We start from the raw sequence: 16,022 nt of genomic DNA, 5'->3' as shown, positions 1-16,022 counted from the left end.
CGTCAGGCGCTGACAGCCAGCACGTTTTCAGCCTGATGGTAGGGACAGGCGACCCGGTGACCCGGCCCGACCTCCAGCATCGGTGGCAGAGCCTGCGCGCAGGTTGCTTGCGCCTTGGGACAGCGCGTGCGGAACACGCAGCCCGACGGTGGCGATATGGGTGAGGGCAATTCGCCGTCCAGCGTGGTGCGCGGACGTTTGCGTTCCAGAACGGGGTCCGGGATCGGGACAGAGCTGATCAGCGCCTGCGTATAGGGATGTTCGGGCCGTGTCGTGATGGTCCGCGCGTCGGCGGTTTCCATCTGTCGTCCCAGATACATCACCACGATCCGGTCGCTGATATGCTTCACGACAGACAGATCGTGCGCGATGAAGATCATCGACAATCCCATGTCGCGCTGCAATTCACGCAGCAGGTTCACCACCTGCGCCTGGACCGACACATCGAGGGCAGAAACGGGTTCGTCGCAGATCAGCAGCTTGGGTTTCAGGATCAGCGCGCGGGCAATGCCGATGCGCTGGCACTGGCCGCCGGAGAATTCGTGCGGATAGCGGTTCACGAGGTTTGGCAGCAGGCCCACCCGTTTCATCATGTCCTGTACACGCGATTTGCGATCCGCGCGCGACAGGCCGGGTTCGTGCGTGACCAGCGGTTCGGCGATGATATCGCCCACCGTCATGCGCGGGTTCAGGGCCGCCAAAGGGTCCTGAAAGATCATCTGCACATCGCGGCGGTGCACCCTCCGCTCGCGCGGTGTCATCGCGGCGAGGTCGGCCCCCTCGAAGTTGATCTGACCACCTGACGACGGCACGGTGCCTACGATGGCGCGTGCGAGCGTGGATTTGCCGGAGCCGGATTCCCCCACAACGCCAAGGCATTCGCCCGGTGCGAGGTCGAATGTCATCTGGCTGACCGCCTGCAATTTCAGCGGTGCCGTCCAGGGCCAGGCCCCGCGCGGGCGCACATCGAATGTGACGGACAGGTCGCGCAGCGACAGGATCGGTTCGGTCATGCGGACACCTCTGATTTCGGGACATGGCAGGCGCGGCGACGATTGCCATCAAAGGTCGCCAGTTCCGGCGGGATGTGGGCGCATGTGTTCTGAACGTAGGCGCAACGCGCGGTGAACGGACAGCCCTGCGGCAGGCGCGACATGTCGGGCGGTTCGCCCGCAATGGTCAACAGTTCGTCGTCGTCGCGGTCCAGGCGCGGCACGGCACGCAAGAGGCCCTTGGTATAGGGATGCGAGGGGTCAGCGAACACGGGATCGGTCGGGCCGTCCTCCATGATCTGGCCGCCATACAGCACCAGCGTCCGGTCGCAGAAACCTGCCACAACGCCCAGATCATGGGTGATCAGAATGATCGCCGTCCCGAAATCGTCGCGGATGTCGGCCAGCAGCTGCATGATTTGCGCCTGCACGGTCACATCCAGCGCAGTCGTAGGTTCATCCGCGATCAGCAGGCGCGGACGGCATAGCAGCGACATGGCAATCATGATCCGCTGACGCATCCCGCCGGAAAATTCGTGCGGAAAGGACCGGATGCGGTTGCGCGCATCGGGGATTTTCACCGCGTCCAGCATGCGGATACTCTCGGCAATGGCGTCCTTTTTGCTCATGCCCTTGTGCAGGGTCAGCACCTCGGCCATCTGCTCTGAAATCCGGATATAGGGGTTCAGCGAGGTCATCGGATCCTGAAAGATCATGCCGATCTGGTTGGACCGCACCTTGTTCATCTTGGACGGTGTGAGGCCCAGCAGGTCGGTACCGTCGAAACGCACCTGCCCGGTGGCGCGGCCGTTGCGCGCCAGCAGCCCCATCAGTGCAAAGGCGGTCTGGCTCTTGCCGGACCCGCTTTCGCCCACGATGGCCAGTGTTTCGCGCTGATCCAGCTGGAAACTGACGCCGTTGACGGCATTCACGTCGCCGTCTGCGGTGGAAAACGTGACCCGCAGGTTATCGATATCGAGCAGCATCAGCGGTCCTTTGGGTCGAGTGCGTCGCGCAGGCCATCGCCTACAAAGAAAAAGGCGAAGATCGTCAGGACAAAGAACGCCAGCGGAAAATAGAGTTGCCACATGACGCCGTAAGCCATGTTGGACGACCCTTCTGAAATCAGTGCCCCGAGCGAAGTGTTGGGTTCCTGCACGCCAAGGCCCAGAAAGCTGATAAAGCTTTCAAAGATGATCATCTGCGGCACCAGCAGCGTGGCATAGACGATCACGATGCCCAGCAGGTTCGGCACGATATGGCGGAGGATGATGGTGAATGGTGCCACGCCAGTGGCATGGGCGACCTCGACGAATTCCTTGTTCTTGATCGTCAGGGTCTGACCACGCGCGATCCGTGCCATGTCCAGCCATGAAATCAGGCCGATCCCGAGGAACAGCATGAAGATCGACCGGCCAAAGATCACCAGCATCAGGATCAGCACGAACATGAACGGAATCGACATCAACACATCGACGATCCGCATCATGATGTTGTCGGTGCGGCCACCTGCGTATCCTGCAATCGCCCCGTAGAGCGTGCCGACAATCACCGCGACCAGCGCGCCCACGATTCCGACCATCAGGGAAATTTGCGTCCCCTGTACCACCCGCGCGAACAGATCACGCCCGTTCGCGTCCGTGCCAAAGAAGTGCCCGGTCTCGATCGACGGGACGCCTTTTTGCATGTTGGCACCGATCAGGGTGAAATCGATCATGTCGCGTTCGTGCTGGGCAATGAACTGGCCAAAGATGGCAAAGACAGCGATCCCGAACAGGATGAACGTTCCGACCATCGCAGCCTTGTTGCGCAGGAACCGCGCGCGGGCATCCGCCCAGAGCGACCGGCCCTGCACCTCGGCGAGGTGGGTGGCGTTCAGCAGGCGTTCGGCGTCAGATGAATAGGTCATGTGGCACCCCTAGTAACGGATTTTCGGGTCGATCCACGCATAGAGGATATCGACAACGAGGTTGAACAGGATGGTCAGCGCGCCCACCAGAATGGTGATACCCATGATGACCGAATAGTCGCGATTAAAGGCGGAATTGACGAAAAACTGCCCGATACCGCCGGTGGAAAAGAAGATGTCGATCACCACCGATCCGGTTATCATGCCCACAAACGCCGGTCCCAGGTAGCTGATCACGGGCAGCATCGTGGGTTTCAGCGCATGTTTGAATATCACGCGGCGCGTGGGCAGACCCTTGGCCCTGGCCGTGCGTATGAAATTGGAATTCAGCACCTCCAGCATGGACGACCGCGTGATCCGCGCGATGGACGCCATGTAGGATGTCGACAGCGCGATGACAGGCATCACCAGATATTGCCACTGACCGCCATTCCAACCGCCACCGGGCAGCCAGCCCAGCCACAGGGTGAATGTCAGCAGCAGGATCGGCGCCATGACAAAGTTCGGCAGCACTTGTGCGCCAATGCTGATGCCAACTGCCAGGTAGTCCAGCCAGCTGTTTTGCTTGATCGCGGCAGCGGCACCGAGGGTCACACCGACGACGACGGCCACGACGAACGACCAGAAACCATAGGTCAGTGTCACCGGGAACCCTTGGGCGATCACGTCATTGACGGTGCGGTCCTCGTATTGGAACGACGGGCCGAAATCGAAATGCACCACAACGTTCCAGACGTAATCCAGAATCTGTTTCCAGAACGGCTGATCCAGCCCGTATTTCGCCTCGATGTTGGCCAGCACCTGTGGCGGCAGGGGCCGGTCGGAATTGAACGGGCCGCCGGGGGCTGCGTACATCAGGATGAACGACAGGATCACAAGGATCAAAAGCGTCGGCACCGCGATCGCAAGCCGTTTGAGGATAAAGCTGAACATGGATCGGACTTCCCGCAATGGTCACGAAAAACAAAGACGCCGCACCCCCGGTGACAGGGGCGCGGCGCAGTGGTCGTGCAGGGTTATTCCGCTGCGACCTTGTACAGATCCTTGGCATACCAGTTCTGCTGAAAGTTGTTGACGGGCCAGTTTTCGATCTGGTCGTTCAACATTTTCACAGCTGCATAGTGGTAGATCGGGATGATCGGCATATCCGTCGCGATGATTTTCTCGACCGCTGCGTAATCCGCGTTCGGGTTGTCCGACGTCTTGGCATTGGCCAGCAGCGCGTCGACCTCTTCGTTGACGTATTTGCTGTCGTTGTAGCCGGAACCGGACTGCATCAGGTCAAGGAAGGTCGATGCCTCGTTGTAGTCGGCGCACCAGCCACCTCGGGCCACGTCGAAATCACCCGAACCACGTGCGTCGAGGAACGTCTGCCATTCCTGGTTGGCCAGCGTGGTTTCGACACCCAGCGTTTGTTTCCACATCTGGCTGATCGCCACGGCCACGGCGCGGTGCGATTCATTGGTGTTGTACACCAGATCCACCGTCAGCGGGTTATCCGCACCGTAGCCTGCGGATGCCAGCAACTCTTGCGCCTGTGCGTTCCGCTCTTCCTGGGTCATGTTGGCCATGGCGATTTCAGGTGCCTCGAACCCGGCGGTCGCCCAATGGGTAAAGTTGTAGGCCGGTTTCTGACCACCGGCAAGGACGGCATCAACGATGATGTCACGGTCAACGGCCAGCGACAGCGCCTGACGCACGACGGGATCCTGAAACTCTTCCGGGCCGTTATCGCGCAGGTTGAACATGTAGTAATAGCTGCAGGACAGCGGCACGCTCATCGCCTGATCGGGGTATTCCTGCGACAGGCGCGGATACTGGCCGGCCGGCACATCGGTGCGGTCCAGCTCGCCTGCCAGATAACGGGTCAGACCGACGTTTTCGTCAGCAACCACCAGACGGGTGACGGTTTCCAGCGTCGTGTTCGCGTTGTCCCAATATTCGGTGTTGCGCGACATCACGGCGCGTTCCTGCGGCACGAATTCGGTCAGCACATAGGCACCGTTGGACACCATGTTGCCGGGCTGGACCCAGTCATCGCCGAACTCTTCGACGTTGGATTGCAGCACGGGGAATGTCGTGCTGTGGGTCAGCATCTGCGGGAAATACGGTAGCGGCTCGGACAGCGTGACCTGCAACGTGGTGTCGTCAACGGCGGTCACGCCCAATGCATCAGGTTCCATCTCGCCTGCGATGACGGCGCTGGCGTTCTCGATGCTCATCAGCTCAATATACCAGCTGTAGGGGCTGGCCAGTGCCGGCGATGCGGCGCGTTTCCAGGCGTATTCGAAATCGCCGGCGGTGACGGGTGTTCCGTTCGACCACTTGGCGTTGTCACGCAGGGTGAAGGTGTAGGTCAGGTTGTCGTCACTGACGGTGTAGTCAGTCGCAACACCGGGGATCAGGTTGCCGTCGGCGTCCTGGTTGTACAGACCCTCGAACAATTGGCGCACCATGTCGCTGCCGTCCGTATCCTCGACCTTGCCGGGATCGATCGACGGGCTTTCGTCGCCGACGCGGTAGACAAAGGTCTGTTCCGCAGCAAGCGTTGCATCGGCGGGAATGTGGCTCTCGGCCAGGGTTGCGGTGCCGGTCAGCACGAGAACGGCAGCGGTAGAGGCCATCAGATGGCGTCGGGTCAATGTCATAGAAATCTCCCTGTCAGCGGGCTGTTGTTCGCCCTGTAGTTGCGCGCACGGTTCGTTTACCTGCGCGGTGATGCTATATCCTTTGCGCATTTTTTCGGGGTTGCAAGAGCGCTGTTGTCCCATGAGCGTGAACGGGACATAACGTGACGGCAGGCGCAATGAATGGAAACGATGGGCGCGCAACAGCGCAATTTGCAGTCCGTTTTTCACCGCCAAATCAAACTTTTGAACACTGCGAATAGGTCAATCTGATGGACAAAACCGACCTCGACACCCGCAAGGGTCTGCCGGACGCCTTGCGCGTCCTGCTCGAGACATATCCGCGTGACGGTTGGACCCGCGATCCCGGCTTTGACGGGTTGATCCGATTCTGGCTGGATCGACACATGATGTTCCGCCGCCTGATGGCCGAAATGGAAACAGGCACCGAGCTGTTGCTGGACCGCAAGACGGCCCCCGATGCCTTTGCACGCCAGTTGTCACGCTATGGCGGGATGTTCGTGAACGGCCTGCATGAACACCACACCATCGAGGATGCGCATTACTTTCCGCGCCTACGCGCCAAGGACAAGCGCATCGACCGTGGCTTTGACATACTGGACGCCGATCATCACGCCCTGGACGGTCACCTGAATGCCTTTGCCGATACGGCGAACGCCACGCTGCGCCAGCTGGACGACCGCGACCGCCTGCAATCGCAGGCCGGGGCATTCCGCGACCGTCTGTCCGACATGGCCCGCCTGCTGAACCGCCACCTGATCGACGAAGAAGAATTGATCGTGCCCGTTATCCTGAAGTTCGGAAGCGCCGATCTGGGCGGCTGAACCGCCTGACGTCAGGCGGCCTGCGCCATCGCAACCTCATCGGTCCGGGACTGCAGCAACAGATCGGCCAGCAGATTGTCCCAGCACGCGACAAACCGGTCTTCCAATCCGGCAGTCAGGTGACGGGCCGCCGCGATATGCCGTTGGGTCAGACTGCGATCCAGGGCCTTTGGCGATGTCTCGTCATAAAGCATGGCCCCCAATGCTGCGTGGTCGCGCAACCCGTCGATGGCCGCAGCGATCACGGGGCGACCGGCGGCCAGCGCCTCGATCGCCACCAAGCCGTAGGCCTCCCACCGGGACGGCATGACGACGGCGTCAACAGCCGCATAGGCCGCCGCCGGGGTTGCGGCAAACCCCTTGAACCGAATGCGCGCGTCACCAGCGGCCAGCGCGCGCAGCGCGTCCTCTTCCCCGCCCTCACCGTAGATGTGCAGTGCGATATCAGGGTCAGGGCAGCTGCGAAATGCCGAAATCAGGTGATCAAATCCCTTTTGCGGTTCCAGCCGGCCAATCGCACCAAAGACCCGCACCGGCCCCACGCGGTCAGGCACGGCGCGGAAATCGCGCAGATCGACACAGGACTGGATCGTCACCAGCCTGCCCGCATCACACAGCTGGCGCGATGCGAACCATTCCGCCTGCGCGTGGCTGACCGCAACAACACGGTCGAACAGCGAAAAAGCCACCCGCATCAACGTCATGAACCGGGCGCGGCTGACGACATTTCGGTTCACGAAACCCTCGGTGTAGCTGTGTTCGACGTGGATCAGCGGCGTGCCAGCGTTTGCCGCGCGCAGGCCGATCAGACCGGGCAGACCGCGCCAGTTCAGCGTCAGATGCGACACGATCACATCGGCATCCAACATAGTGGACGGGACCTTGCCGCGTTCAATCTGCTGGGTGACGTGGCGCGCGCCCGCCTGCAGGCGGCCATCATTCACCAGAAAATCGACAACGCGCATCACACCGCCGGCGGTGCTGTCATCAACAAGGTGCAACACAACGGTTGGATTGGTCATGAACGTGACTCCTTTGCAGTCATGAGGGCCGAAATGGCCGAAGGTCCGGCGCTGCACAGCACTGCTGTTGCCGCCAGTGTGGTCAATGTCTTGCGGGGTTCCTCGAACAGCGGACGCCAAGACTGGCGCAGCGACTGCAAAACCAGTGCGCGCGCCCGGCCCGCATCCAGATCGCTGATGGCGCGGCGCGCGAGATAGCGCAGCTGATAGGCCCGCGCGATGGGGGCCATCTGCGCAAACAGCGCGGGGTCCAGTGGTGTCAGTTTCGCCACCATGTTTTCCCATGATGCCAATTGCCGGTCAGTTGCCGCCGACAGGCCCCCTGCGCTGATGCGGTAGCGGGTCAATAGCCCCGGCACGCCCGCGAATAACCAGTCCGTCGTCAGCGCAATGCGCATCCAGCATTCGATGTCTTCGGACTGGCGAAAGGTTTCATCGAAATACCAGTCGCGGCTCGTCTCGTAGGCTGGCCTGTAGGCGATGGCATCGAACACGGCGCGCCGGATCACCGCAGCAGACCCGTTGCCAATCGGATTGCGTTTGAGGATATGGGCCGCGTCGACGCCCGACAGACGTGGTGCCTGGGTCTGCCCCAACAATGCACCGGCATCGTCGATCAGGGCAGACCCGGCGTAGCTGACACCGACCTCTGGAGAGGCATCCAGATGTGCGATATGGGCGCCCAGCTTCCAGCGTTCCCATATGTCGTCGGCGTCACAGAACCCGATCAACGGCGCGCGTGCGGCGTGAATGCCGGTGTTGCGCGCGCCCGCCAGTCCGCGATTGCGTTGCTGGATCAATCGGACCCGAGGGTCGGACTGATACGACGCGGCAATCGCGGCGGTCGCATCGCTGGAACCATCGTCGACGACGATGATCTCGAAATCGCAAAACGTCTGTGCGAGGAGGGCAGCAAGTGTTTCGCGCAGCGTGGCAGCGACATTGAAGGCGGGTACAACGATTGTTGCTCGGGGATGGGATGAGACAGGTTTCATTTCGAAAACAGAGCCTTTGCACAGGGACGCGGCAGGACGACGGCGATCAGGGCACCGATCAGGGTCAGCAGACCACGGCGCGGTACGTTGAAAAAACCGACAGGACTTTGGATCAGGCCACGCAGGGCATAGCGCAGGGGCTGCAGCCGCCCTTGGCCCAGCCGCAGTGAACGGCGTGACAGATAACGCAGGTAGGTCGCATCGGCAGCCCGGCTGGGCACATGGCCGTAGCGGGCGGCGGTGGCGACAGCGATGGCACGGCCACGGGTCATTGCCATCAGGTCGGCAGACAGGCCACCGGCACTGGCCCGATACCAGACCTGCAGCATGTCCAGACCGATCACGCGCGCCCCGTCACCGACAAGGCGCATCAGCCATTCCAGATCCTCGTTATGCACGATCTCGGGGTTGAAACCGCCCGTCGCGGCAAAGGCCGCGCGCCGGATCGCGAGGTTCGACATGGTGCAGACGGGATTTTCCGCCAGCAGCATCGGCACGGTCAGATCGCCTGCGGGCACGGTCGAGGTCGCAATGGCGTCACGCGGTCGCGCGGTAAAGAACGCGACCTGTCCATAGACGGCATCGATTGTCGGATCTTCAAAGGCTGTGGCCAGTTCGGCCAGCTTGGTCGGCGACCAGATGTCGTCCGCATCGCAGAAGGCGATGACATCGCCTTTTGCCAGGTCGATGGCCCCGTGGTTGCGTGCATGGCTCGGCCCCTTGCCCGGATTGCCGACCAGCGTGATCCGGCGGTCATAAGCCGCCATGGCCGAGGTCAGCACCCGCGACCCATCGGTGGACCCGTCGTCGATCACGATGACTTCCCACGCGGGATAGGACTGGGCCTTGATCGCGTTCAACGTCTCAATCAGCGTGTGCTGCGCGTTGTAGCAAGGGATGATTATCGAAAAGGTCAGCATGGATCACACCTTCAGGGGATGAGAGAAAAAAGCCGCGCGGATCGCAGGCAGCGAGGCCGCACAGAACAGCGTGGTGGTGGTGACGGCATAGCCCGTGGCGACGGCGGCCAGTCCATGCGGGGCGAGGATCACCGTGTTGGCGACCACACCAACGGTCAGGGCAACGGTCACCAGCAATTCGACCTGGGGGCGATTGTTGGCGCGCAGCCAGCCTGCCGCAGCGGTCCAAAGCGTCGTCGGGATCGCCACCAGGCAGAGGATCGCCACGATATCCGCAATGTCGTCCCAGCCGTCACCGAACATGACAGGCACGTAATAGGGGGCCGCCAGCGCCTGCAGGATGACGACCGGTGCAATCAGACCGACACCGATCAACATGCTGCCGCGCAGCGCAGCCGTGCGGTCGGCCGTTTGCGTCAGATGCGGAAAGAGCACGGTCGAAAAGGCGGTGGTGAACGAATTGGACAGGCTCAGACCGGCATTGAACGCCATGAAATACAGTCCCAGCGCCTGCGGTCCCATCAGGGCACCGACAATCAGCTTGTCCGATTGCAGGCGCAACGCCTTGACCAATTCCACACCCAGCACCGCCCAGCCAAAACTGACAAAGGGGCGCAAGGGGGCGTAGCCTGCTTGCGGGTCACGCCGCCAGGGGTGCAGGCGCCGCACCGCCATCAGCCAGATGGGCGCGGACAGCAGACGCGGCAGCACGACGGCCAGCGCCGAAGGCCAGACCAGCACCAGCAGCACCGACATCAGGTTCGCCCCGACGATCTGTGCGCCCGCGATGCTGGCCGTCCGCTTGAGCTGGCCTGCCCGCATCGCCAGCGCCACCTGCACCAGACCGGCGGGCATGAACAGGTATTCTGCCCCCAGCAGCAGGATCAGGACCGCCAGGATCTCGCTGCCCCCACTCAGGTAGAATCCCAGTGCGATCAGCGCCTGCAGCCCGAACAGGCCGCTGCACCAGACCCAGAAAATGCGATGCGCCGTCGCACAGGTTGCCTGAAGTTCCTCGTCGCGCGCTGCGATGATCCGCTGCCCGACACCGTTTTCGGTCAGGGATTTCAGAATATCGCCCGCCGCGATTGCACTGGCAGCGATGCCGATCTGGGTCAGGTCCAGGCTGCGGGCCACGGCCATCACGACAAACAACCGCGAGACCTTGGATGCGACCTCTGATGCGCCATAGGCCATCAGGTTACCGACAAAGGCCGTGGGTTTGCGTGTCAATTGCATGATGCAGGGTCCGTTCAATTCGTGTTGGACCCTGTTTAGGCGCAGGCACCCCAGATTGTCCCAGCCACGTCCGGGCAGGCCGAACGGGCAAACGTGCAACGATCTATCCGGACGGATAGGCGGGCCGCCTTATGCGCAATGGACCCTGCAAGGCGAACGGGGTTAACGTTGCTGCAACCACCAGCATCCGAGGTTTCCGTGCGCCTGTCCAAAACTACACGATACGCGGCCTCTGTTTTCGTGCTGGCCACCGCCTGCACGTCATATGATCGTCCTGACAACCTGGAACCGGTCGCCAGCGGCGACGCCTATCAGGCGCAATATCGTGAACCGACCGTAACCCGCGCCAACGCGCAGTTCCTGCGATCAGCCGAGCTGAACGCGCAGAAATGCCTGCCCTACGGGGGGGCTGCCGGATCGGATGGCCGCATCGGCAAGGGCAGCGCCATCGCTGCTGCCGCATTGCAGGGCGAACGCCTGACACGCAATGACCTGCTGGACGTGCGGATCGCAGATGACGAAACCCTGACCGGCGACTATGTGATTTCGCGCGACGGCACGCTCAAGCTGCCGTTCCTCGATCCCGTCCGCGCACAGGGCCGCAGCAGCGATCAGATCGAGGCCGACATCGCCCGCGAACTGGTAGCCGAAGGGTTCTACGATACTGCCCCGCGCGTTTCGGTCCGGGCGGCTGATTTCGCGTCCGTCACCGTCGGCGTGTCGGGTGCCGTGTTTGAACCGCGGGCGGTCGAAATCGGCGGCGTGCCCGGCAATGGCCTCGACACCCGCAGACAAGACGCGATGGGGGCCTCGACCGAGGCACGCAACCTGTCTGCCGCCTTGCGCGCGGCTGGCGGTGTCCGACCCGATGCCGATATTTCGGCCGTTGAGGTCAGACGCGACGGCACTGTCTATAAACTGGACATGCGCGGCGTGTTCGAAGGTCAGAACGCCGTCGACGTGATGCTGTTGACCGGTGACGAAGTGCGCGTCCCCAGCCGCCAGTGTTTCCAAGAGGATCTGATGCGGCCCAGCCCGATCAGCCCACCGGGCGTCAGCCTCTATCTGTCGAACCTCACGCAACCCGCCTCCGACAACGCGTCCTCTGCCATCGGTCAGACCGTGCGCGAGGTGCCGTGGGGGACGCGATACCTTCAGGCCGTGATCGACGCCAACTGCGTCGGTGGACCCCGCAGCACCAGCGCGGACCGGTCGTCGGTCCTGTTCACACGCAATCCCGTGACGGATGTATCGACCGTGATCGAACGCGATATCGAGGATCTGGTGCGCCGTGCAGACCGCGATGACTATGACCCCTATCTGCTGCCGGGTGACGCACTGGCCTGCTATGACAGCACGATCACCAACGTGACCGAGATCGGCCGTGTCTTTGGCGTTCTGGGGGCCGTGTCACTGCTGCGCTAGGCCAGTGCAGCGATGGTGTCGCGGTGCAGGTCGGGCAAGGCCGCGATCAATCCGGGCAAGGCATCGGTATCGCCTGATTTGGCCGCCGCCTCGATCTGCTTGAGGGTTTCGCGCAGGGCAACCGCCCCGAAAACGGCCGCACTGCCCGCGCCCTTGTGCGCAGCGGCGGCTATTGCGGCCGGGTCGCCTGCCCCGTCCGTCAATTCGGCAATCAGCGCGCTCATGTCGGCGTCGAACCGGCTGCGCATCATGTCATAGGTATCGGCCCCCAACACATCGCGCGTTTCGCGGTTGTGCTGGCTGTCGATCACGTCAAAGGCACGGGGCACGGTTTGCGCGCGATCTTTTTTGGCGAGCGCTGCGTGCAGCGCGGCCTGCGTCAGTGGTTTCGTCAGAATTCCGTCCATCCCGTCCTCCAGAAAGGCCGCCCGTTCGTCCTGCAGGACGTTCGCGGTCAGTGCGAGGATCCGTGTGTTGGCCGAAGCCCCCTGGCCTGCGCGGATCAGCCGGGTGGCGGTGCGCCCGTCCATCACGGGCATGCTGATATCCATCAGGATCAGGTCATAGGCATGTGACTGCGCCTTGATCATCCCTTGCTGCCCGTCATGCGCCTCGGTCACGCGGTGGCCTGCGGCCTGCAACATGTCGCGCACGACAATGCGGTTGATCTCGTTGTCCTCGACGACAAGGATATCCAGAGGTGCGATTTTGCCGGAGGACCGGACGGTTTCGACCGCATCGGCGTGACGCGTCACACGTTTGATCGGGATATCGATCCAGAAGGTGCATCCCTGCCCCGGCTCACTGTCCACGCCGATCTGCCCGTCCAGCGCCGTCACGAACCGTTTCGCAATCGCAAGACCAAGGCCCGTTCCGCCCACATCACGGTCATAGGCCGTATTGCCCGTGACAAAGTCATCGAACACCCGATTCTTGAGGTCGGCTGCAAGACCGGGGCCAGTGTCCGCGATCTCGACGCGCAACCGGTCGCCCTGGCCGTCTGAGCGGACGCTGACGGTCAGCGACACCTTGCCCTGCCGAGTGAATTTCACCGCATTACCCACGAGGTTCATCAGGACATGCTGCAACCTGTCGGGATCGGATTCGACCCAGACCTGCGGTGGTCCATCCCAGCCCCAGTCCAGCGCGGTCCCGTTCTGTGCGGCCATGCTGCTTTGACTGTCGATGATATCCTGCACCAGATCGCCCAGGTTCATCGCGACCCGCTGGATGTTCAGCTTGCCCGCGTCATAACGCGTGATGTCCAGCACGTCGGACACATGGGTCAACAGAAGGCGGCCCGAGGTTTCCATATGGCGCAGATATCGCGCCTGATCCGGTGTCAGCGTGGTGTTGTGCAACAGGTCCATGTTGCCCAGAATTCCGTTCAGTGGCGTCCGGATTTCGTGGCTCATGGTCGCAAGGAATTCGGTCTTCAGCTTTTCCCCGGCCAATGCCCGGTCACGGGCTGCGACCAGTTCGGCCTCGGCTGCAACCCGCGCTGAAATATCCCGCAGGAACGCGATGTAGATTTCGCCGGTATCCGTGGTGGCTGACTGGATGGCCAGTTCGACGGGAAACAGTTCGCCATTGGCGCGCTGCGCCTCCAGTTTGACCCGGCCCTTGCCGACCACGTGCTTTTCGCCCGTCGTCCGCATGCGTTCCATCCCGGCGTCATGGGCACCGCGCAGATGTGGCGGCACGATGACTTGCCCAATGTCGCGGCCGATCACATCGTGACGGCTATGACCGAATATCACTTCGGCGGCGGGGCTGAATTCGATGATCCGGCCACGCGCATCACTGACGATCACACCGTCCAATGACGTGCCGATCACGGTATTCAGACGTACGGCGGTCTGTTTCTGCTGTGTCTCTCGGCGACTGACGATTGCAATCAGGCGATAAAGGTAAAAAATCGCAAGCCCCAGGGTCCCGATCAGCAGCGACAGCGCAAAAGCCAGCTGCGACATGGTGCGCGCGACCGCTTCGCGCCGAACGTCAGATTCGCGCGCAAAGATATCAAGCCCCGCCGTCGCCAGATCCCGCACCGATGGCCGGATGCCATCGGCCAATGCCGCCAGCTCTGGCAGCAGCAGACGCAGATCCGCATCATCGGCGTCGATGATCGGCACGCTGGCGGTCAGAAACAGCTGAATGTCGCGCAGGGTGTCGGAAAATCCGACATCCGCGCGCGTTGTTTCAAACACACTTGCCTGCGAAATCGTGTCCATCCGGCTGTAGAACACGTCAAAATTGCGCCGCAGCGCAGACAGGTTGACCGGGTCAGCATCCAGATGCCGTCGGTATTCCAGGAATTCGACCTCGGTCTGGGCCAGCGACCATTGCACGTTGTCGGAATTGGCCGAGCCCAAAAGCCTGATTTCGCGCGAGACATTGAACGCGAGAAACAAGATGGCTCCGATCACCAAAAGGCCGGCCAGCACCGCAAAGGTGCGACCGGCTGCGGCGCGTTGGTCTGCCGTATCAGGCAAAGCGAGCCTCCCTTGGTCGGGCATGTTGAGGGAAATGCCGGATCAGTTGACGACCTCGAGACGGTCAAGTTGCCAGATGCTGCGTGAATAAATGACCTCGGTGCGGTAGGCCGGATCGCTGTCATACGGATACACGACCCACAACGGCCCCTTGTCCCGCACGCGCATTTCCGCATCGTCCATCAGATAGGCAACCATGCCACCACCCTCGACCGCATCGCTGACCGGGATTTCAACCGCATAGTCATTGATCGCCGTGGCGATGATCGTGCCCTCGGTCACGCCAAGGGCCTCCATCAAGGTCGCCAGTGAAACGCCCTGAAAACTGTGCACGCCTTCGGTCCAGATCGTGCTGGTTTCAAAGGTGGCAGCCTCCAGCGCCATCAGCGCATCGCGATCCAGTTGAAGCTGATCGTCCACGTTCGTCATCTGGATATTGCCCGTGATCGTCAGCAGGACATCGCCCTGCGGTGCAGGAATATCCTGTGCCAGCAGCGGCGTGGCACTCAGGATCAGGATCGCCGATGCACCGGCGATTGTGCGCAGAAATTTGATCATGGTCAGTCATCCTCTTTCATTACGGCAAATCTATGCCCGAGGGCGTCCAGTCCGATAGTCGGGCATCGGGATAATCCCCTATCCGAAAGGATAGGTTTCAGGCGGCCATCTGCTGCGCGCCCGTACGCTGATTGACAAAATCCGCAAACGGGCCACCCAGGTCGGACCGCGCCATGGCATAGGCGGCCGTTGCCTGAACATAGCCCTGCACCGATCCGCAATCGAACCGTTCACCGGCGAATCGGTAGCCTGTCACCCCGATCGCGTCGACATCGGCATTGATCGCATCGGTTAGCTGCAATTCGCCGCCTGCCCCCGGCGTCAGCGCCGCCAACCGGTCGAAAATCGCAGATTCCAGAATGTAGCGTCCGACAACCGCCTGCGTCGAAGGTGCCGCGTCCGGTGCCGGTTTTTCCACCATGCCCCTGGCATGGGCGATCCGACCCTGCTGCTGGGCCACATCCAGCACGCCATAGGACGCCGTATCCGCGCGTGGCACGTCCAGCGTGGCGACCATATGCCCACCGACACGGGCGTGGGCCTGCACCATCTGTTTCAAGGCACCGGGCGCGCCCATGATGACGTCATCGGGCAAGAGGACGGCAAAGGATTCCTTGCCGATCAGATGCCGGGCCTGCCGCACCGCATGCCCCAACCCCAAGGGCTGCGCCTGCCGCAGGATCGTCAATGCACCCTCTGGCATGTGGCTGCACGCCAGCGCATCCAGCGCAGCAGTCTTGCCCTTTTCGCGCAGGCGATGTTCCAGAAGGGCGGCGGTGTCGAAATAATCCTCCAGCGCCCCCTTGCCGGCGGCCGAGACAAAGATGAATTCCTCGATCCCGGCCTCGCGGGCCTCGTCTACGGCGTATTGGATCAGGGGACGATCCACGAGGGTCAGCATTTCCTTGGGAATGGATTTCGTGGCGGGCAGAAAACGTGTGCCCATGCCTGCGACGGGAAAGACGGCTTTGCGGATATGTGTCATGTCGGTTCTC

14 protein-coding genes are annotated in these 16,022 nt (G+C 62.0%); 2 read left to right on the top strand and 12 right to left on the bottom strand.

The window, feature by feature from the left end:
- Positions 1 to 2 precede the first annotated feature (2 nt).
- The 5 genes from LGQ03_RS10170 to LGQ03_RS10150 form a co-directional block, all read right to left on the bottom strand.
- Positions 3 to 1,013, bottom strand: coding sequence for an oligopeptide/dipeptide ABC transporter ATP-binding protein (locus LGQ03_RS10170; RefSeq protein ID WP_090159050.1), 1,011 nt, complete (start codon positions 1,011 to 1,013; stop codon positions 3 to 5).
- Complete coding sequence (locus tag LGQ03_RS10165) at positions 1,010 to 1,978, bottom strand: oligopeptide/dipeptide ABC transporter ATP-binding protein (RefSeq protein WP_226748306.1); 969 nt, start codon at positions 1,976 to 1,978, stop codon at positions 1,010 to 1,012. Before LGQ03_RS10165 ends, LGQ03_RS10170 begins: the two co-directional genes overlap by 4 nt.
- Positions 1,978 to 2,901 carry an ABC transporter permease subunit gene (locus LGQ03_RS10160; protein WP_226748305.1) on the bottom strand — a complete coding sequence of 308 codons (924 nt, stop codon included), beginning with the start codon at positions 2,899 to 2,901 and terminating at the stop codon, positions 1,978 to 1,980. The genes LGQ03_RS10165 and LGQ03_RS10160 overlap by 1 nt, the downstream gene beginning before the upstream one ends.
- A gap of 9 nt (positions 2,902 to 2,910) precedes the next feature.
- Positions 2,911 to 3,834, bottom strand: coding sequence for an oligopeptide ABC transporter permease OppB (gene oppB / locus LGQ03_RS10155; RefSeq protein ID WP_056036769.1), 924 nt, complete (start codon positions 3,832 to 3,834; stop codon positions 2,911 to 2,913).
- Positions 3,835 to 3,917: 83 nt separating this feature from the next.
- On the bottom strand, positions 3,918 to 5,549 hold the full coding sequence (locus tag LGQ03_RS10150; protein ID WP_226748304.1) for a peptide ABC transporter substrate-binding protein: 1,632 nt from the start codon (positions 5,547 to 5,549) through the stop codon (positions 3,918 to 3,920).
- A 251-nt stretch (positions 5,550 to 5,800) separates the two neighbouring features.
- On the opposite strand from LGQ03_RS10150, the gene LGQ03_RS10145 reads away from it, so the two are divergent.
- On the top strand, positions 5,801 to 6,373 hold the full coding sequence (locus tag LGQ03_RS10145) for a hemerythrin domain-containing protein (RefSeq protein ID WP_226748303.1): 573 nt from the start codon (positions 5,801 to 5,803) through the stop codon (positions 6,371 to 6,373).
- 11 nt (positions 6,374 to 6,384) lie between these two features.
- On the opposite strand, the gene LGQ03_RS10140 is transcribed toward LGQ03_RS10145, so the two are convergent.
- From LGQ03_RS10140 to LGQ03_RS10125, 4 genes are read right to left on the bottom strand one after another with little or no spacing between them, the layout of a single operon-like run.
- Positions 6,385 to 7,395, bottom strand: a complete 1,011-nt coding sequence (locus tag LGQ03_RS10140) for a glycosyltransferase family 4 protein (protein WP_226748302.1) — start codon at positions 7,393 to 7,395, stop codon at positions 6,385 to 6,387.
- Positions 7,392 to 8,390, bottom strand: coding sequence for a glycosyltransferase family 2 protein (locus tag LGQ03_RS10135; RefSeq protein ID WP_226748301.1), 999 nt, complete (start codon positions 8,388 to 8,390; stop codon positions 7,392 to 7,394). Before LGQ03_RS10135 ends, LGQ03_RS10140 begins: the two co-directional genes overlap by 4 nt.
- On the bottom strand, positions 8,387 to 9,310 hold the full coding sequence (locus LGQ03_RS10130) for a glycosyltransferase family 2 protein (protein ID WP_226748300.1): 924 nt from the start codon (positions 9,308 to 9,310) through the stop codon (positions 8,387 to 8,389). Before LGQ03_RS10130 ends, LGQ03_RS10135 begins: the two co-directional genes overlap by 4 nt.
- 3 nt (positions 9,311 to 9,313) lie before the next feature.
- Positions 9,314 to 10,549, bottom strand: a complete 1,236-nt coding sequence (locus tag LGQ03_RS10125; protein WP_226748299.1) for an oligosaccharide flippase family protein — start codon at positions 10,547 to 10,549, stop codon at positions 9,314 to 9,316.
- Between the two features lie 204 nt (positions 10,550 to 10,753).
- Between LGQ03_RS10125 and LGQ03_RS10120 the strand changes: the two genes are divergently transcribed.
- Complete coding sequence (locus tag LGQ03_RS10120) at positions 10,754 to 11,974, top strand: polysaccharide biosynthesis/export family protein (RefSeq protein ID WP_404807651.1); 1,221 nt, start codon at positions 10,754 to 10,756, stop codon at positions 11,972 to 11,974.
- On the opposite strand, the gene LGQ03_RS10115 is transcribed toward LGQ03_RS10120, so the two are convergent.
- The 3 genes from LGQ03_RS10115 to LGQ03_RS10105 all read right to left on the bottom strand — a co-directional run bounded on the left by LGQ03_RS10115 (position 11,971) and on the right by LGQ03_RS10105 (position 16,012).
- Positions 11,971 to 14,469 (bottom strand): hybrid sensor histidine kinase/response regulator, encoded by a 2,499-nt coding sequence (locus tag LGQ03_RS10115; protein WP_226748298.1) that lies wholly within the window; start codon positions 14,467 to 14,469, stop codon positions 11,971 to 11,973. The genes LGQ03_RS10120 and LGQ03_RS10115 overlap by 4 nt on opposite strands.
- Before the next feature lie 42 nt (positions 14,470 to 14,511).
- Complete coding sequence (locus LGQ03_RS10110) at positions 14,512 to 15,027, bottom strand: molybdopterin-dependent oxidoreductase (RefSeq protein WP_226748297.1); 516 nt, start codon at positions 15,025 to 15,027, stop codon at positions 14,512 to 14,514.
- Between the two features lie 97 nt (positions 15,028 to 15,124).
- Positions 15,125 to 16,012 carry a UTP--glucose-1-phosphate uridylyltransferase gene (locus LGQ03_RS10105; RefSeq protein WP_090159059.1) on the bottom strand — a complete coding sequence of 296 codons (888 nt, stop codon included), beginning with the start codon at positions 16,010 to 16,012 and terminating at the stop codon, positions 15,125 to 15,127.
- Positions 16,013 to 16,022: the final 10 nt, after the last annotated feature.

It is taken from the genome of Loktanella gaetbuli, from assembly GCF_020531945.1.
Lineage (GTDB): Bacteria > Pseudomonadota > Alphaproteobacteria > Rhodobacterales > Rhodobacteraceae > Loktanella > Loktanella gaetbuli.
This window is presented reverse-complemented; position numbering and strand designations above follow the sequence as displayed.